15 protein-coding genes are annotated in these 17610 nt (G+C 69.8%); 9 read left to right on the forward strand and 6 right to left on the reverse strand.

The features are described 5' to 3' along the window. The first annotated feature begins 128 nt into the window (after positions 1 to 128). The gene (locus tag KF837_29685) at positions 129 to 467 is read left to right on the forward strand and encodes a PilZ domain-containing protein (GenBank protein MBX3231532.1); all 339 of its coding nucleotides are present in this window, start codon (positions 129 to 131) and stop codon (positions 465 to 467) included. Here KF837_29685 and KF837_29690 read toward each other — a convergent pair. Then, on the reverse strand, positions 464 to 1084 hold the full coding sequence (locus tag KF837_29690; protein MBX3231533.1) for a hypothetical protein: 621 nt from the start codon (positions 1082 to 1084) through the stop codon (positions 464 to 466). The two genes, KF837_29685 and KF837_29690, sit on opposite strands and share 4 nt — an antisense overlap. Before the next feature lie 48 nt (positions 1085 to 1132). Here KF837_29690 and KF837_29695 point away from each other — a divergent pair, with 48 nt between their 5' ends. Then, entirely contained in the window at positions 1133 to 1768 is a 636-nt protein-coding gene (locus KF837_29695; GenBank protein ID MBX3231534.1) for a TetR/AcrR family transcriptional regulator, read from the forward strand. Between the two features lie 20 nt (positions 1769 to 1788). On the opposite strand, the gene KF837_29700 is transcribed toward KF837_29695, so the two are convergent. Further along, positions 1789 to 2169 (reverse strand): hypothetical protein, encoded by a 381-nt coding sequence (locus KF837_29700; GenBank protein MBX3231535.1) that lies wholly within the window; start codon positions 2167 to 2169, stop codon positions 1789 to 1791. A gap of 52 nt (positions 2170 to 2221) precedes the next feature. Here KF837_29700 and KF837_29705 point away from each other — a divergent pair, with 52 nt between their 5' ends. After that, positions 2222 to 3103: a hypothetical protein gene (locus KF837_29705; GenBank protein ID MBX3231536.1), complete on the forward strand. Its 882-nt coding sequence runs from the start codon at positions 2222 to 2224 to the stop codon at positions 3101 to 3103. Positions 3104 to 3816: 713 nt separating this feature from the next. Here the strand turns inward: KF837_29705 and KF837_29710 are convergent. Continuing rightward, positions 3817 to 6066, reverse strand: a complete 2250-nt coding sequence (locus KF837_29710; protein MBX3231537.1) for a DUF87 domain-containing protein — start codon at positions 6064 to 6066, stop codon at positions 3817 to 3819. Positions 6067 to 6241: 175 nt separating this feature from the next. Between KF837_29710 and KF837_29715 the strand changes: the two genes are divergently transcribed. Continuing rightward, positions 6242 to 7843, forward strand: coding sequence for a hypothetical protein (locus tag KF837_29715; protein MBX3231538.1), 1602 nt, complete (start codon positions 6242 to 6244; stop codon positions 7841 to 7843). Positions 7844 to 7847: 4 nt separating this feature from the next. Here the strand turns inward: KF837_29715 and KF837_29720 are convergent, their stop codons facing one another. Beyond that, a complete protein-coding gene (locus KF837_29720; protein MBX3231539.1) occupies positions 7848 to 8048 on the reverse strand; it encodes a hypothetical protein in 201 nt (66 codons plus the stop codon). A 109-nt stretch (positions 8049 to 8157) separates the two neighbouring features. On the opposite strand from KF837_29720, the gene KF837_29725 reads away from it, so the two are divergent. The 5 genes from KF837_29725 (at position 8158) to KF837_29745 (ending at position 14735) form a co-directional block, all read left to right on the forward strand. Further along, positions 8158 to 9021, forward strand: coding sequence for an acyltransferase (locus KF837_29725; protein ID MBX3231540.1), 864 nt, complete (start codon positions 8158 to 8160; stop codon positions 9019 to 9021). Positions 9022 to 9098: 77 nt separating this feature from the next. Next, positions 9099 to 10424 carry an aspartate aminotransferase family protein gene (locus tag KF837_29730; protein ID MBX3231541.1) on the forward strand — a complete coding sequence of 442 codons (1326 nt, stop codon included), beginning with the start codon at positions 9099 to 9101 and terminating at the stop codon, positions 10422 to 10424. A 12-nt stretch (positions 10425 to 10436) separates the two neighbouring features. Next, positions 10437 to 11795 (forward strand): FAD-dependent oxidoreductase, encoded by a 1359-nt coding sequence (locus KF837_29735; GenBank protein ID MBX3231542.1) that lies wholly within the window; start codon positions 10437 to 10439, stop codon positions 11793 to 11795. Positions 11796 to 11809: 14 nt separating this feature from the next. Continuing rightward, positions 11810 to 13165, forward strand: coding sequence for an NAD-dependent dihydropyrimidine dehydrogenase subunit PreA (gene preA, locus KF837_29740; GenBank protein ID MBX3231543.1), 1356 nt, complete (start codon positions 11810 to 11812; stop codon positions 13163 to 13165). Between the two features lie 10 nt (positions 13166 to 13175). Continuing rightward, on the forward strand, positions 13176 to 14735 hold the full coding sequence (locus tag KF837_29745) for a PAS domain S-box protein (protein MBX3231544.1): 1560 nt from the start codon (positions 13176 to 13178) through the stop codon (positions 14733 to 14735). Positions 14736 to 14814: 79 nt separating this feature from the next. Here KF837_29745 and KF837_29750 read toward each other — a convergent pair whose 3' ends face one another. Together KF837_29750 and KF837_29755 are read right to left on the reverse strand one after the other, a co-directional pair. Then, entirely contained in the window at positions 14815 to 15828 is a 1014-nt protein-coding gene (locus KF837_29750; protein ID MBX3231545.1) for a PEGA domain-containing protein, read from the reverse strand. A gap of 28 nt (positions 15829 to 15856) precedes the next feature. Continuing rightward, entirely contained in the window at positions 15857 to 17491 is a 1635-nt protein-coding gene (locus KF837_29755; GenBank protein ID MBX3231546.1) for a serine/threonine protein kinase, read from the reverse strand. Positions 17492 to 17610 lie beyond the last annotated feature (119 nt).

The raw sequence follows: 17610 nt of genomic DNA on the forward strand, positions 1-17610 counted from the left end.
AAAAGACCGAATTGACGCGGTGCATGAATGCAAAGGTGGGATATAGGTGCTAGCCGACCCAACGCTTTCGGTGGCCATGGGGAAAACGGCCACGAGATTCGGAAGATTCGGAAGGAGCCGAGCAGCCCATGATGCAGACCAGCCGCGCAGACGATCGACGGGAAACGACACGCACTCCGGCGGTGCTCGCGGTGGGGCTCGCGACCGACGCGAAGGCCAACCGTCACGGCGTCACGCGCGACCTCAGCACGAAGGGCCTGCTCATCGTCACGCCGAGCCACTTCTCGAAGGGCGACCGCCTGAAGATCACGGTGCACGGCAACGACGGCGGCGTCGACGTCGAGGGCCGCGTGGCCCGCGTCGACGAGAACCCGATCTCGTCGCCCGAGCTCTGGCGCTACCGCGTCGGCGTCGAGCTCGATCGGCCGCTCCCCGAGGAGCTCGTCGACGTCGTCGCGAAGGCTTAAGCCGTCGCCGTCGCGGCGGCCTTGCCGCCCTTCTTCAGGACGTACTTCGCGAAGAGACCGACCGGCACGAGCGGACCGGCGAGCACGATCGAGGCCGCGACGACGCCGAGCGCGGCGACGGCGGTGAGCGCGAAGAGCGCCACGTCCGTGAGGGTCGCCTTCGGGCGCGTCGTGCACGGCGTGAAGCGCGCGCGTGCCTCGCCCACCGTCATGCCGAGCAGCGTCGCGACGTCTTCGCCGTACGTGCTCTGCTCGCGGCGGCCGCGCACGAACGCGCGGAAGGTCCGGCGCGGCGCGCCGAACAGGCCCGCCCCCAGCCCGCCGAGGTTCAGCCACCACGCGGCGTAGAAGTCCTTGCACCCCGCGCCGAGCTCCCAGGCTCCGATTTCCATCTCGCCGGTGAAATCGGTGTCGTAGCCGGTCAAGAGGTGATGCGCGTCGTGATGCGCGAGCGCGCGCGCACGTCCCTTCGTGTTCGGAAAGGGCACGGAGAACGGGCCGACGTAGAAGTCGACCCACGCGTCGTCGTAGCCACCGTCCGCCCCGAACTGGTTCACCGCGAAGTACCGATCCCGCGCCGCCCGCATGGTCATCTCGTTCTCGTAAACCGTCTTCATGGCTTCCGTTTCCTTTGACTGAGCGTACTCAGTGAGTACACTCAATTCATGACCTCTCCGGCGGCTCCGCGCAAGGGCAAATCGGCGGCGCCGCGCAAACGCGCCGAAATGCGCGCGGAGACCCGGGCCGCGGTGAAGCAGGCGGCGTTCGAGCTGTTCGCGACGCAGGGCTTCGACGAGACGACGACGCAGGCGGTGGCCGAGCGCGCGGAGGTCGCGGCGGGCACGGTGTTCGTGCACGCAAAGGACAAGGTCGACCTCCTCTCTCTCGTGATGCACGACCTCCTCGCGGAGGTCCTCGCCGAGCGCCTCGCGACGCTGCCGGAGGGCCCACTCCTCGAGCGCTACCTCCACGTGTTCCGCGGGATCTTCGCGATGTACGCGAGGCATCCGAAGCTCGCCGCCGCGTTCGTGCGAACGCTCCCCGCCGCGCGCGGGCCCAACACGGACCAGGTGAACGCGCTCACGTTCGACTTCCTCCATCGCCTCGCCGTGCTCTTCACGGAGGCGCAGCAGAAGGGCGAGGTCGCCGCCAACCTCAACCCGATCGTCTGCGTGCAGAACGTGTTCGGGCTCTATCTCATGGTCCTCATGACGTGGCTCTCGGGGCACGTGCCGATCGAGGCGCTCGACGCGTTCCTGCGCGCGTCGCTCGAGGTCCAGTTCCGCGGCTTCCGCCCGTGAGCCGGCCGGGTCGACGGGTCTTAGAGGAGCGGCGGAAGCGCGAGCAGCGCGTAGAGCGCGCCGATCACCGCGAGGACGACGAGGACGATCGCCAGCGCCGGGCTCATCGGTGTGCCCACGTCCTCGACGGGGCGAGGGCGCTCCGCGCGAGGCCGCACGGACGGCACGCGCGGCTCCGCCACGCGCATGGGCGGGAGCGACGGCGGGAGGTCGACGGCCTCGTCGCCGACGTCGACGAACTCCTCCGCGCGCGGCGGCGTGCTCTTGTCGTCCTCGGCGTCGGGCGACGACGCCGAGAGCGTCGCCGCCTCCTCTGCGCCGCGCACGAGATCGAGGAGATCGATCGCGTCGGCCGACGAGGGACGACCGGTGAACCCTTCGTCGTTCTGTGAGTCGTCCACGTCTGCCAAAACCCCGCCCTCGTCGTCTCGAGCTAGATTCTCCCTGACCCCCGTGCGGCAAGCAACCGCGAGCAAGCTCCTCCTTCTTCTCCTGGCGCCGGGATGCGCGCGCCCGGCCCCTGCACCGGCGCCTGCGCCCGATCCGACGAACGCCGCCGCGCCGCAGCCCGCTCCCCCGCGCGCGCCCGATCCGGCGGTCGTCGAAGTCGAAGCGGAAGACGCCGGCGCGACCGACGCCGCGGTCGAGATCCGGCCGCTCGCGCGCGAGGCGGTGGACGGGCCGCACGAGGAGCTCGCCCTCGAGGCCGGCCGGCCGGTCTTCTACGCGCTCGCGAAGGAGGCCTCCGTCGAGCCGCGCCTCATCGGACACCTTCACGGAGTGTGCGGAGCGCCGTCGTACGCGTGCGGCAAGTGGATCGGCGCCGGCAGCGCGGCCGGCATCATGGTTTGTCCGACGGGGAACGCGCGCTGCGGGGATCCGTCGCTCGGGCCGCCGAGCTGGGAGGCCCCGTCGTGGGGCGAGCTCGTCGGCATCATGGACAAGGACCTCGAAGCCGCGGTCGCGAAGGTCGCGAAGAAGAAGCCGCTCTCGCGCGAAGGCGCCATCCTCACCGGCTACTCTCGCGGCGCCTACGCCGCGCCATCGATCGCGCGCGCGCACCCGAAGCGATGGCGCCACCTCGTGCTCATCGAGGCGAACGCGCCGCTCACGCCCGCGGGCCTCCGCGCGGCGGGCGTGCGGTCGGTCGCGCTCATCGCCGGCGAGCATGGCACCGAGATCCGCGGCATGAAGAAGACGGAGGCCGCGCTCGAGGCCGAGTCCTTCCCAGCGAAGCTCTTCGTGATGCGAAAGACCGGCCACCCCTACTCCGCAGACATGGAAGACGTCATGAGCGCCGCCCTCACCTTCGTCCTCACCCACGACACGGACTAACCCAACCTCGCGCGTCCGAACGAGCATCCCAGAACGCACAGACCACAACCGCCCCAATAGCTAAACCGGTCAATTAGTTAAATTCGATAAATGAGCTAAGGGCCTGCCCGGGCAGCGTTGCGGGGCGCCTCGGCCCAGCTTCGCCCCGCCATCGAGAAGGGGCGGCGCCGGCGAGCGGCCACGGTCGGGTGCCGAAGCCCGACGTTGAACCGCGGACAAGCTGGCAGGGGACGCCGGCAGCGGCTGCCCCACGCGCGAGGCGAGAGCCGTGATGTCCGGACCGAAGCCCCGACGTTGCAAGCGGGCCCCAGAAGCGGCCGCGTAGCACCCCGAGCACGCAGCGGGGGACCGCGTGTCTGGGGGTGTCAGGCCGAAGCCCCGACCTTGCAAGCGGGCCCCAGAAGCGGCCGCGAAAGCGGGCGCGTAGCGCCCCGAGCGCGCAGCGCGAGGGCCGTGTCTGGGGTGGGGTGTCGGGGCAACGCCCCGACCTTGCATGCCGGCCCCAGAAGCGGCCGCGAATGCGGGCGCGTAGCGCCCCGAGCGCGCAGCGCGAGGGCCGTGTCTGGGGTGGGGTGTCGGGGCAACGCCCCGACGTTGCAAGCCGGCCCCAGAAGCGGCCGCGAATGCGGGCGCGTAGCGCCCCGAGCGCGCAGCGCGAGGGCCGTGTCTGGGGTGGGGGTGTCGGGGGCAAAGCCCCCGACGTTGAGAGATACCTAAGCTCGCCAAGCGAGGGCGACGAGGTGCACCGTGATCCCCGTCTTCTTTGGCTTGTTCACGACCGATTCGAGCGGCAAGGTCGCGGGGTCGTGTGTCGTCGCGATCGCGGCGAGCTTGGATTGGGCTTCGCGTTGGAGGTCGGCGTAGCGTGCCGTCAGCGTCGCGAGGTCCTCCTTGTCGCGTGCGGCGTTGCGCGAGTTGCGGGAGGCGCTGCCGACCTTGCGCAGCGCGCCGCCGGCGCTCCGCGCGGTGAGAAGACCGAGCGCGGCGACGGCGAACCCGCCCCTCTCCTCGTGGCGCTCGGCGGAGTCCTGCTTGCGGCGGATGCGGTCCTGGAGCGTCTCGAGCTTCTTGCCGTACTTCTCGCGCACGTCGGCGATCTCGGCGTCGCGCCGCTCGCGCGCGAGGAGCGCGAGCCGGGCGCGGAAGGCGCGCTCGTCCTCGTTCGGCGCGGACATCACCTTGTGCTCCTTGCTCTTCAGGCGCGCGATCCCCTGCGTGCGCGCGAGCCAGCTCGCGAGCTCGGTCGACCACTTCGCGTAGCTCTTCGCGTCGAGCGCGCCGCCGGGCGGCGCCGCGAACCGCGCCCCAGGGACGGGATCGCTCGCGAGATCGCGGAGCGCGATCCCGCCCGCCCACTTCGCGTCCTCCCAGCGCACCGGCACCGGACCGTCCGCGATCGGCGTCGTGAACATGACCTCGCGCGTGAAGTCGAGGCCCGTCTTCGCGTCCTCGAAGTGAACGCGCGCCGCGCCGATCACCATCGGTCGATAGAGCGCGCCCGGCTGCGTCGTCGGGAAGAAGACCTCCTGCACGCCGGGCGGGACCACCGGCCGCGCGCCGCCGTCGTCCGCGCGGACCGGCATCGCGGCCGTCACCGGCAGCGCCGGCGCCGGGCCCGCGAGCCGCTTGATCTCCTCCTTCGTCAGCGGACCGCGGAGGTACGAGAGCGTCCAGCGCGACTCGATCACCGCGGGCGACGGCGCGTGGACGTCGTGCACGAGGAACTGACGCTTGCCGAGGCTCGAGAGGAGCTTGTCCATCGCGCCGCGATCGAACGAGGACTGCGCGCCCTCGAGACCGTCGAGGACGCGCGCCTTGTCGCGCTCGGTCTGGAGCCGGCCGATGATCCACGTGCCGGCGTTCGCGAGACCTTTGTAGTCGAGGTCGACCGGGTTCTGCGTCGCGAGGACGATCCCGAGGCCGAACGCCCGCGCCTGCTTCAACAGCGTGAGGAGCGGCCGCTTCGACGGCGGCATCGCGACGGGCGGGAAGTAACCGACGACCTCGTCCATGAAGAAGAGCGCACGGAGCGAGGGCGTTCCCGGCTGCGCGCGCATCCACGCGACGAGCTGACCGAGGAGGAGCGAGACGAAGAACATGCGATCGGCGTCGCCGAGGTGAGCGATCGAGAGGATCGCGATGCGCGGCCTTCCCTCCTTCGTCCAGAGGAGGCGGCCGACGTCGAGCGGCGCGCCCTCGAGCCACGCGTCGAACCCGGGCGACGCGAGGAGCGCGTTGTAGGCGACGGCGAGCTCGAAGCGCTCCTTCTTCGGGAAGAACGACTCGAGGCCGAGGACGCCGAGCTTGTCGAACGGAGGATCCTGGATCCGGAGCACGAGGCCGGCGAGATCGAGGCTCTCGCCCGCCGCCCAGGCGCGGTGGAGGATCGTCGCGACGAGGACGTGCTCGCGGCTCTTGCCCGGCTCGGCTTGCACGCCGACGAGGCCGAGGAGGCTCGTCGCGACCTGCGCGACGCGCTCGGTCATCCCCTCGCCGTCCGCGCGCTCCTCCGGCGACGGCAGCGCGAGCGAGCCCGCGATCGAGATCGGCCGCCCCGCGCGGCTCCCCGGCGTGTAGATCGTGACGTCGGCCGCCGCGCGGAGCCGCTCGATGCGCGCGCCGTCCTGCCCCCACGCCGCGAGGCCCTCCTTCCAGCGCTGCGCCTCGGCGGCGGGATCGGAGCCGTGCGGCGCCCACGGCGCGAAGTCCGCCTGCGCGAGGCTCGGGAACGTGAGGAGCAAGTTCCCGAGGTCGCCCTTCGGGTCGACGACGATCGCCGGGATGCCGTCGATCGCCGCCTCTTCGAGGAGGCCGATCGAGAGGCCGGTCTTGCCGCTCCCGGTCATCCCGATGACGACGCCGTGGGTCGTCAGGTGGCGCGCGTCGTAGAGGAAGGGCTGCCCGGCGGGCTCCGGCGCCACCGTACGGCCGAGGTAGAAGGCGCCCAGCTTCTCGAAATCCACGGGATCCTGCGTAGTTTCCACCGTTCAGCGGTCTACCATGGAGCGGATCGCGCGCGGACCACACGTCAACATAAAAATCGCGCGAAACGGGTTGCTCGTCGGCAGATGGACGCTAAACACCCACATGCGCTCGAAGTTGTTGCTTGGGGGTCTTACTTCCGTTGCACTCGCCACGATGGTGGGGCTCCTCTCCGGTTGCCCGTCGGAGACCATCTACACCACCGCGGACGGCGGCGGTGGCGACGGAGGGTCGACGATCCCGAAGAGGCCGCGCGTCCCCGTCGACGGCGAAGAGCCCGACGAGCCGGACGACAGCACCGAGCCGAGCCCGGTGGTCGAGAACTTCGACATCAAGGGGACGAAGATCGCCGAAGCGAGCTCGATCCCGATCGGCATGATCGGCGACGACATCATCATCTACGACACGGCGGCGAAGACCCTCCTCGCCCAGCCGTACACCGGCGGAGAGGCGACCAAGATCGCGGACGTCCCCGGCTACGGCGCGACGCCCACGACCGAGAACTTCCGCGTGTCGGGCGGCGTCGTCGCGGTGTGGAAGGAGCTGAACGCCGAGTTCGTCGGAAAGCTCAACGTCTGGACGCGCGAGGGCGGCCTCAAGGAGCTCGACACGAACTCCTACGCGACGCTGTTCGTCGGGAGCCCGGACGCGAAGCGCGTCAACTACCTGAAGGACCCGACGTTCGACGCGAGCACGCCGAAGAAGATCCAGACCGTGGCGGTCGTCGGCATGAACCTCGACGGCTCGCAGCGCCAGGCGCTGGAGGGCACGTTCGCGCTCAACATGGTCGCGTCGAAGACGTGCCCACCGCAGTTCATCCCCGGCGGCGCCGGCTCGCTCTGGGTGAAGTACTGCCTCGGCAGCTCCCCAACCGTCGGCCGCGCCCGCCTCGTCCTCCTCACCAGCACCGGCCCGCTCCGCGTCGACGGCATCGACGTCAACTCGGCCGACACGCTCCGCGGCGACACCCCGTTCGCGCCCGGTCCCCTCACCTTCGCGGTCGAGCTCAGCCCCGCGGAGACGGGCGGCAAGGGTCGCCTCATCAACCTCCAAGCCACCCCGCCCTCCTCGCAGTACATCGAGGACGGCGTCGTCAGCGGCACGATCATCGGCGACCAGCTCTTCTGGATCACCGCCGACGGCAAGCTGAAGCAGCAGAAGACCGACCTCACCGGCACGGCGAAGGAGCTCGCCGCCGACGCGGCGCAGCTCTTCGGCGCGAGCGCCAACGGCCAGTACATCGGCTACGTCCAGAAGGGCGCCGCCGCGTCGGTCAAGGACGTGCTCCTCGACGTGAAGACGGACCCGGCGCCCGCGCCCGTCATCCTCGGGGACGACGCGAAGATCCCGAACGCGATCTTCACCTCCGACAACAAGAACCTCCTCTACGTCGCGAACGACACGTACCGCGTCCGCGACCTCGCGGCCGGTGCGGTGAAGGACGCGACGAAGCCGGCGTACGGCTTCCGCGCCGCGCCGAACGGCAGCGCGCTCATCTACACGCAGAAGACGGCGACGAACCAGCCCGGCACGTTCTTCTACCAAGTCGGCTTCGTCCCCGACATGGTCGCCGGCGGCAAGCCGCAGTCGCTCACGTTCGCGCTCGCGACGCAGGTCTATTACAAGGAGTCGAAGGTCATCTTCCGCTACGCGCGCCCCGCCGAGGGCGGCGGCGGCATCTACATCGCCGACCTCCCGACGAACGCGCCCCCGCCGCCTCCTCCCCCGCCCGACGCCGGCACCGACGCGGCGCCCTGAACGCTCAGAGCTGGCTGACGCAGGCGGCCAGCGGAAAACACAAGGTGACGACGAGCATCACGAGCGCGGCGACGCGAGCGTGGTGCTCGAGCGTTTTTGGCGCGTGAAGCTCCCAATCTCCGACATCGGCCACCGCCGGCACGCCGCACGACGTGCAGTAGGCCCGGCCGGCCGAAAAGATCAGCTCTGTCGTGGGGGTATACACGGAGCAACGCTCGCAGCGAGCCGTGTCGCAAGTCGCCCAACCGTGCATGAGCCTCTACCGTAACCACGGCGCGCCAAATGTTCCGGCCGGCGCGTGATACGACACGGCCATGCCGCGCAACGTGAAGGTCGGGTTGATTCAAGCCGCAACTCCCTACGAAGACGGGTGGAGCATCCAGAAGACGCAACAAGCCGCGCTGGACGCCCACATGCCGCTCATCGAGCAAGCCGGAAAAGAGGGCGTACAGATCCTCGGGCTGCAGGAGATCTTCAACGGTCCCTACTTCTGCCCGAGCCAGGACAAGTTCTGGTACGACGCGACCGAGGCGATCCCGGGTCCGACGACCGAGCTGATGCAGCCCATCTGCAAGAAGTACGAGATGGCGATGGTCGTGCCGCTCTACGAGCGCGATCAGCCGGGCGTCTACTACAACAGCGCGGCGGTCATCGACGCCGACGGCACGTACCTCGGCAAGTACCGCAAGCATCACATCCCGCACACGTCGCAGTTCTGGGAGAAGTTCTTCTTTCGCCCCGGAAACCTCGGATTTCCCGTCTTCCAGACGCGCTACGGCAAGGTCGGCGTCTACATCTGCTACGACCGCCACTTCCCCGAGGGCGCGCGCGCGCTCGGCTTGAACGGCGCCGAGATCGTCTTCAACCCGTCCGCCACCGTCGCGGGGCTCTCGCAGTACCTCTGGAAGCTCGAGCAACCCGCGCACGCGGTCGCGAACGGCTACTTCGTCGCCGCCTCGAACCGCGTCGGCACCGAGGCCCCGTGGAACATCGGCAAGTTCTACGGCACGAGCTACATCGTCGACCCGCGCGGCAACATGCTGAGCGTCGGCTCGGAGGACAAGAGCGAGCTCGTCACCGCCACCTGCGATCTCGACCTGATCGAGGAGGTGCGGAAGACGTGGCAGTTCTACCGCGATCGCCGCCCCGACGCGTACGGCGACCTCACGAAGCCGTGATCGCGCCTGCGGCCGTGATGCTTGCCTAGCGCCGTAATCTCCGAGATGATTTGCCTTTCTCGGCGGGAGGCGACCGGATGGCGGATCGAAAATGGAGCAGCGCGGAGCTCCGGAAGAAGCACAAGGAGGTGCTCTTTCCGAGCGTCGGCACCTTCTACGAAGAGCCCGTTTGTCTCGACGAAGGCAAGGGCGCGCGGCTCAAGGATCTCGACGGTCGCGAGTACCTCGACTTCTTCGGCGGCATCCTCACCGTGTCGCTCGGGCAGACCCACCCGAAGGTCAACGCCGCGCTCCACGCCCAGATCGATCGCCTCGGCCACGTCTCCACGCTCTACCCCACCGTCGGGATCGTCGAGCTCGCGGAGAAGCTGCTCTCGCTCGCGCCCGGCAAGATCGGCAAGGCGGGGAAGGCGTTCTTCACCGCGAGCGGCACCGAGGCGGACGAGACCGCGGTGGCCCTCGCGCAGATCGCGACCGGGCGGCAGGAGCTCATCGCGCTCCGCCACGGCTACTCGGGGCGCTCGCTCCTCGCGCAGTCGCTCACCGCGAACAAGAACTACCGCGCGGTGCAGAGCCAGGTCGCCGGCATCAAGCACGCGCACTCGCCGTACTGCTACCGCTGCCCCTTCGACGCGACGCCCGAGCACTGCAGCATGAAGTGCGCGACCGACATCGAGGAGCTGATCCAGACGACGACCACCGGCCAGATCGCCGGCTTCCTCGCGGAGCCGATCCAGGGCGTCGGCGGCTTCATCGTCGCGCCGAACGGCTACTTCAAGGTCGCGACCGACATCGTCCGGAAGTACGGCGGCCTCTTCATCTGCGACGAGGTGCAGACCGGCTTCGGCCGCACCGGCGGCAAGATGTGGGGGATCGAGCACCACGACGGCGTCGAGCCCGACATCATGACGATGGCGAAGGGGATCGCGAACGGCCTCCCGATCGGCGCGTGCCTCGCGACCGTGCCGGTCGCCGACACGTGGAAGGTCGGCAACATCGCGACGTACGGCGGCAACCCGATCTCGACCGCGGCCGCGAACGCGACGATCGACGTCATCGTCGAGGAGAAGCTCACCGAGAACGCGACCGCGATGGGCGGCCTCCTCCGGCAGGGCCTCGAGGCGCTGAAGAAGCGCTTCCCCAAGACGATCGGCGACGTGCGCGGCAAGGGCCTCATGCAGGCGCTCGAGCTCGTGAAGGACGAGACGGCGAAGGACCGCACGCCGAACGTCGAGGCCACCACGCGCCTCTTCGAGGAGACGAAGAAGCGTGGTCTCCTCATCGGACGCGGCGGCCTCTACGGCAACGTCATCCGCATCGCGCCCGCGCTCAACGTCACCAAGTCGGAGATCGACGAGGGCCTCAAGGCGCTCGAAGAGTCGCTCGCCGCGTTCGCTTCCTGAGGGACCAAGCCAATGACCTTGTCCAAGCTACCGACCGATCGCCTCGAGAACGCCCTCCCCGACAAGAAGCCGCTCTACACCGCGGCCGAAGCGAAGACGGAGGCGGACCGCTGCCTTTACTGCTCGGACGCGCCTTGCATCAAGGCGTGTCCGACCGAGATCGACATCCCCACCTTCATCAAGAAGATCGCCTCCGGCAACGTCCGCGGCAGCGCGCGCACGATCTTCGAGCAGAACCTCCTCGGCTACTCCTGCGCCCGCGTCTGCCCGGTCGAGGTGCTCTGCCAGGGCGACTGCGTCTACACCGGCTGGGGCCGCGACCCGATCAACATCGGACGCCTCCAGCGCTTCGCGACCGAGACCGCCACCGCGAAGGACGCGGCGCCGGTGCTGAAGAAGAACGTCGACGTCGGCACGGCGAAGAAGAAGGTCGCCGCGATCGGCGGCGGTCCCGCTTCCCTCGCCTTCGCCGGTTACCTCGCGCTCGAGGGCCACGAGGCGGTCGTCTTCGAGAAGCGACCGTACGCGGGCGGCCTCAACACGACCGGCATCGCGCCGTACAAGCTCCACTCCCACGACGCGCTCCATGAAGTGGAGTGGGTGCGCGAGCTCGGCGTCGACGTGCAGACCGGGATCGAGGTCGGCGGCGACGACGGGCCCGGGAAGATCTCCACGAAGAAGCTGCTCGAGACCTACGACGCCGTGTTCCTCGGGATCGGCCTCGGCGCCGACACGAAGCTGGGGATCCCGGGCGAGGACGGGCCCGGCGTCTACGGCGCGACCGAATGGATCGAGAAGATGAAGCTCGAGCTCGGGGGCGGCCAGCGCGAGGAGTACGCCGGCAAGCGAGCGATCGTCGTCGGCGGCGGCAACACCGCGATCGACGTCGCGCGCGAGTGCGCCCTCCTCGGCTGCGCCGACGTCGCGATGGCCTACCGCCGCGGCGTCCCCGAGATGAGCGGCTACGCGCACGAGATGGCGGCGGGGCGGAAGGAAGGCGTGCGCCTCGTCGGCCACGTGCAGCCGGTCGCGTACGTGCGCGACGCGGCGGGCAAGCTCGTCGCGCTCAAGGTCGCGCAGACGGACAAGGACGCGAAGCCGATCCCCGGCACCGAGCACGACCTCCCCTGCGACTACGTCTTCCTCGCGATCGGCCAGTCGAAGCTGCGCGACATGGCGAAGGAGCTCGGCGGCGTCGAGCTCGACAAGCGCGGCTGCGTCGTCGTCGCCGACCCGAAGACCTGCGCGACCGGCAACCCGAAGGTCTTCGCCGGCGGCGACTGCATCAACGGCGGCAAGGAAGTCGTCAACGCCGTCGCCGACGGCCGCAACGCTGCTCGTACCCTCATCGCCCGCTGGGCCGCGAAGTAGAAGGAAGAAGAACCATGGCTGATCTCAGCATCGACTTCGCGGGCATCAAGAGCCCGAACCCCTTCTGGCTCGCGTCCGCTCCGCCGGCGAACAGCGGCGAGCAGGTCATGCGCGCGTTCGACGCCGGCTGGGGCGGCGCGGTGTGGAAGACGCTCGGCGATCCGATCATGAACGTGACGAGCCGCTTCGGCGGCGTCGACTACGACGGCCGCAAGCTGATGGGGCTCAACAACATCGAGCTCATCACCGACCGCCCGCTCGAGGTGAACCTCAAGGAGATCCGCGAGGTCAAGAAGCGGTACCCGAAGCACGTCGTCATCGCCTCGCTCATGACCGAGACGAGGAACGACTGGAAGGTGCTCATCGAGAAGTGCCAGGACGCCGGGGTCGACGGCTTCGAGCTGAACTTCGGCTGCCCGCACGGCATGTGCGAGCGCGGGATGGGCTCCTCCGTCGGTCAGGAGCCCAAGCTCCTCGCCGAGATCACGAGCTGGACGAAGGAGTTCTCGAAGCTCCCCGTCCTCGTGAAGCTCACCCCCAACACCGGCGACATCGTCGAGGCCGGCCTCGCCGCGGTCGCGGGGAAGGCCGACGGCATCGCCCTCATCAACACGATCAAGAGCATCGTCGGCGTCGACCTCGACCGCCTCGTCCCGAACCCGCGCGTCGGCAAGGCCTCCACCAACGGCGGCTACTGCGGCCCCGCGGTGAAGCCGATCGCGCTCCACATGGTCGCCGCCCTCGCGCGCGAGGAGGGCATCAAGATCCCGATCTCGGGCATCGGCGGCATCTCGAACTGGCGCGACGCGGCCGAGTTCATCGCCCTCGGCTCGACCTCCGTGCAGGTCTGCACCGCGGTCATGCACTACGGCTACCGCATCGTCGAGGACATGATCGACGGCCTCTCCGAGTACCTCGACTCGATGAACATGAAGAGCGTGAACGACCTCCGCGGTCGCGCGACCTCGGCCTACCAGGAGTGGGGCGATCTCGATCTCTCGTACAAGCTCGTCGCGAGCATCGACCCGAAGACGTGCATCGGCTGCCAGCTCTGCGTGACCGCGTGCCACGACGGCGCGCACCAGTGCATCTTCACCGGCCCCGACGACAAGCCGCGCCCGCCGCACGCGCACGCGCACGGCCCCGCGAAGGCGCCGAAGCCGCTCCCGATCGGCGCGATCGCGGGCGACCGCGTCCCGTGGATCGACGAGCCGGAGTGCGTAGGCTGCAACCTCTGCCAGCTCGTGTGCCCCGTCCCCGGGTGCATCACGATGGAGGAGCGTCCGAGCGGCAAGCCGCAGGAGACGTGGAACGATCGCGTGAAGGCCGGGCGCAACAAGCTCCCCGGCGGCATCCACGACGGCACCTGAGCGCCGAACGGTGACGAAGAAGGAATCCATGCCGGCGGAGTCGCTCCCGCCCGTCTCGGGTACGTCCGCGCGCGCGGACGTGCTCGATCGCGCGAGCCTCGTGAAGACGATCATCGACGCCGTCCCCGGCGGCGTCGTGCACGTCGCGGCGGACGGCTCCATCGTCGAGGCGAACGCGGAGGCGCTCCGCATCCTCGGCTACAAGTTCGACATCCTCACGAAGCGGTACATCGCCGACTTCGACGCGGAGACCCTCCACGAAGACGGCTCCCCTTGCCCGCTCGAGGACTACCCCGTCGCGCTCGTGCTCACGACCGGCAAGCCGCAAGGGCCGACGACGATCGGGATCCGGCGCCCCGACGGCCAGACGTCGTGGGCGGTCTTCCGCGCGGTGCCGACGAACGCCCCGAGCGGCGCGCTCACCGGCGCGATCGTGACGTTCCTCGACATCACCGATCGCAAGCGCGCGGAGATCGCGCTCCAGCAGAGCGAGGTGAAGTGGCGGCTCCTGGCGGAGAACATGCCGGACTTCGTCGTGATCGGAGATCGCGAGGCGCGCATCCAGTCGATCAACCGCCTCCTCCCCGGCTACGTGCTCGAGGAGGTGATCGGCAGCTACGGCTGGCAGCACGTCGATCCTCAACACGCGGAGCACTGGAAGGAGCGCTACCGCGAGGTCCTCGAGACGGGGCAGCCCGTGCGCTTCGACACGCGGAGCGAGTTCAAGGGCACGCAGGTCTGGTACGAGACCGTCCTCGCGCCGCTCGGCGGCGAGCGCATCCTCTGGGTCGCGCGCGACGTCACCGAGCGCCGCACGATGATCACGAAGCTCGCGGAGAAGGAGCGGCTCGCGAGCGTCGGCATGGTCGCGGCGAGCGTCGCGCACGAGATCATGAACCCGCTCACGTACGTCCTCGCGAACCTCGACTTCGCGATCGGCGACAAGTGCGAGTCGGAGGAGCGGCGCATGAGGTCGCTCACCGACGCGCGCGAGGGCGCGGCGCGCATGCAGCAGATCGTGTGGGACCTCCGCTCGCTCGGGCGCGTCGGCGCGCAGGAGCTGTTCTACGTCGACGCGCGCGCCGTCCTCGAGACCGCGCTCCGCCTCGCGAACCCGGAGGTGATCCGCCTCCCGACGAGGCTCGTCGTCGAGCTCGCCGAGGTGCCGGGTGTGCTCGCGAGCGAGTCGCGCCTCTGCCAGGTCTTCATCAACCTGCTCGTCAACGCGGCGCAGGCGATGGAGTCGCGCCCCGCCGAGGAGCGCGTGCTCGAGGTCCACACGCGCACGAACGCCGATCAGAGCATGGTCGCGGTCGACATCTCCGACACCGGGATGGGCATCGCGCCGGAGCACCTCGGGCGCATCTTCGATCCGTTCTTCACCACGAAGCGGAGCGGCACCGGCCTCGGCCTCTCGATCTCGCGCGACTGCATCGAGCGCATGGGCGGCCGCATCGAGGTGACGAGCGAAGAAGGCCGCGGCACGACCTTCACCGTCTGGCTCTCGACCCAGCGCACGCTGCCCTCGAGCACATCGAGCACATCGAGCACATCGAGCACCGAGCCGTAGGCTCGGGCGAGCAGCGGCGGAGGAGGCGCCCGCCTCCGACGGCTGCTCGCGGGGGTGCAGGGGGCGCAGCCCCCTGCAACTAGAACGACAAGCGCACGCCGTTCGCGCCGACGAAGGTGCCGGGCGGCGTGCTGCCCGTCTTCGGCGAGCTCGTGAGGTAGAAGTAGACGCCGGCGACGAGGCCGACCGCGCCGACGACGAAGCCGACGGTGGAGATCGTGCCCATCGTGCGACCGCTGTCGACGTCGCCCTGGACCGAGGACGGGCAGCGCGTGCCCTGACACTGGTCCTCGATCTCGCTCTTCTTCGACGTCGCCATCAGGCCGAAGATCGTACCGACCGCGATGCCCGCGGCGCCGACGCCGACGCCGACGTAGGCCGGGACGCGGCTCGGCTGCTCCCGCGGCTCCGGCTGCGCGGGCGGCGGGAGCGGCGGCGGCGCGACCGGCGGCGGCGCCGGCGCGGGAGCGACGACCGGCTCCGGCTTCGGCGCGTTGGGATCGACCTCGAGCGTCAGCGCCACCGAGTCGTTGCCGCCCTCCTGGAGCGTCACCTTCGCGCGCGCGGTCTTGTAGCCCGGCGCGGAGGCCTCGACCTCGTGCTCGCCCGGATCGGTGGGGCGGTTCATGTTGAGGTTCGCCGGCGGGACGACCTCGCCGTCGAGCTTCACGACGTATTGCCCCTCCGGGCCCGCGACCGCGATCTTGAGCTTCGCGATCTTCGGCTTCGCCTCGGCGAGGACCTTCTTCGCGCGCTCCTGCGCGGCCGCGAACGCGGCGGGGGCGTTGGGAGCGAGCGTCTCGCGCACGACCTTGTTGAGGTTCTCGGTGCCTTCGACGAGCTTGCCGACCTGCACCTGGCACTCGCCGAGGCGCGCGAGCGTCGTCGGCGCGTGAAAGAGCTTCTCCGAGCGCGCGAGCTTCTCGATCGCGTCCTGGCAGTTGCCCGCGTCCGCGAGCTTCACGCCCTCTTGCCCGAGCGCGCGCGCGGCGCTCACGTCCGCCGAGCTCGGCTCCTCCTGCGCGAACGCCGTCAGCGGGCAGAGCGTGATGATGGCGGTCGCGACGACGACCCTCGTTCCCCTGGCGAACATCGTCGCAGGCTACACGAAGCGCGCGCGATCAGTAGCCCAGATCCGGCTCTTCCGAAGCGGGCGCGGCGGACTTCGCGGACGACGGCTTCGGGCGCGGAAGGGCCGGACGGCTCGTCCCCGTCGCGGGACGGAACCCGACGAAGGGCTGCGCCGGAGCGGCCGCGGTCGCGGGCGCCGGCGTCGCGGTGGCGTCGGCGGTCTCCACCGGCGCGGCGGACGGCGCGGCCGCCGTCGTCGTCGTCGCGGGAGGCGCGGCCGCCGTCACCGGCGCCGGCGGCGAGGTCTTCGTCTCCGGCGTCGCGACCGGAGCGGCGGCGGTCGCCGGTGGCGGCGACGCGCGGTACGTCGCGGCGAGCGCGCCCGCGACGATGGCGGCGACCGCGAGGACGCCGAGCACGATCGCGAACCCGCGCTTCTTCTCCGGCGGCGGCGCGCTCTCCGTCGCCGCGACGATCGAGGACACCTGCGGCGCCGACGCGGGCGCGGAGGGCGCCGCGATCGGGACGCTGCTCGGCGGGATCGGCGGGGACGACGTGTCGGTCGGCAGGCCCGGCGCGCGCGGGATCGGCGTGTACAGGAAGTCCGACGGCGCCGGCGGCATCGTGCTGTTGACCTGCAGGTTCGCGGTCGCCTGCCCCGCCGCCTGGAGCACCGCGACCGCGCGCTCGACGTTGAGGCGCGTGCGCTTCGGACCGAAGGGCATCAGCGCGACCGCGAGCTCCGCGATGTTCTGGAAGCGCTTGTTCGCGTCCTTCTGGAGGCACTTCGTGATGACCTCGACGAGCCCGGACGGGAGGTCGTTGCGGAACATCTCGATCGGACGCGGCTGCGCCTCGAGGATCGCCGCGCAGATCTCGGTGATCGACTGGCCGTCGAACGCGGTCTGCCCGGTGAGCATCTCGTAGATGACCATCCCGAGCGACCAGATGTCGGAGCGCACGTCGACGCTGTCGGTCACGCGCACTTGCTCCGGGGACATGTAGAGCGGCGTCCCCATCAGGTTCACCGTCTTCACGAGCGGGACCGCGTTCTTGAAGATGGAGCCGCTGAGCGCCGCCTTCGAGATCCCGAAGTCGAGCACCTTCACGATGCGGATGCCGCCCGCGCGCTCGGTGAGGAGCAGGTTCTCCGGCTTGATGTCGCGATGGACGATGCCCTTCGAGTGCGCGACCGCGAGCGCCTCGCAGACCTGGAGCGCGTACTCCACCGCCGTGCGCGGACCGACCGTGCCGGTCTCTTCGACGACGGAGCCGAGGTCCTTGCCGTCGAGGTACTCCATGACCATGTACGGCATGCCCTCGGGCGTCGTGCCGACGTCATGAACCGTCGCGACGTACTCGCTCTTGATCGCCGCCGCCGCCTTCGCCTCGCGCGCGAAGCGACCGACCATCGCGTTGTCGACGAGCATCTCGGGGCGCAGACACTTGATCGCCACCGTCTCGTCGAGCTCGACGTTCTTCGCCTCGAAGACGATGCCGACCGCGCCGGAGCCGATGACGCGACCGACGAGGTACTTGCCGTCGAGGAGCTGGCCCGTCGTGAGCCCGAAGTCCTTCACCGCCGCCGCGTCCGACTTCGACGCGACGACACCGCTGCTGGTGAGGGGACTGTTTTCGGCCTCCGTCTTCACGAGCTCGAGCCGGCGTGCACCGCGTTCATCCATGGGCATCCTCTCGTGTTTCCCGATGGGACCACGGATCGGGATAGCCGGCAACGCGTTCTCCCTGACAAACCGGCACTTTGTGGCTCCGAGGTATGACCCGGGCGCCGTGGCTCGATGGC

Origin of the sequence: Labilithrix sp. (genome assembly GCA_019637155.1) — a bacterium.
Taxonomy (GTDB): domain Bacteria; phylum Myxococcota_A; class Polyangia; order Polyangiales; family Polyangiaceae; genus Labilithrix.

Excerpts from the sequence above, each read along its gene's own strand:
- KF837_29685 (MBX3231532.1), top strand. The coding sequence starts at position 129 with ATGATGCAGACCAGCCGCGCAGACGATCGACGGGAAACGACACGCACT.
- KF837_29690 (MBX3231533.1), bottom strand. The coding sequence starts at position 1,084 with ATGAAGACGGTTTACGAGAACGAGATGACCATGCGGGCGGCGCGGGAT.
- KF837_29695 (MBX3231534.1), top strand. The coding sequence starts at position 1,133 with ATGACCTCTCCGGCGGCTCCGCGCAAGGGCAAATCGGCGGCGCCGCGC.
- KF837_29715 (MBX3231538.1), top strand. The coding sequence starts at position 6,242 with ATGGTGGGGCTCCTCTCCGGTTGCCCGTCGGAGACCATCTACACCACC.
- KF837_29725 (MBX3231540.1), top strand. The coding sequence starts at position 8,158 with ATGCCGCGCAACGTGAAGGTCGGGTTGATTCAAGCCGCAACTCCCTAC.
- KF837_29730 (MBX3231541.1), top strand. The coding sequence starts at position 9,099 with ATGGCGGATCGAAAATGGAGCAGCGCGGAGCTCCGGAAGAAGCACAAG.
- KF837_29735 (MBX3231542.1), top strand. The coding sequence starts at position 10,437 with ATGACCTTGTCCAAGCTACCGACCGATCGCCTCGAGAACGCCCTCCCC.
- preA (MBX3231543.1), top strand. The coding sequence starts at position 11,810 with ATGGCTGATCTCAGCATCGACTTCGCGGGCATCAAGAGCCCGAACCCC.
- KF837_29750 (MBX3231545.1), bottom strand. The coding sequence starts at position 15,828 with ATGTTCGCCAGGGGAACGAGGGTCGTCGTCGCGACCGCCATCATCACG.
- KF837_29755 (MBX3231546.1), bottom strand. The coding sequence starts at position 17,491 with ATGGATGAACGCGGTGCACGCCGGCTCGAGCTCGTGAAGACGGAGGCC.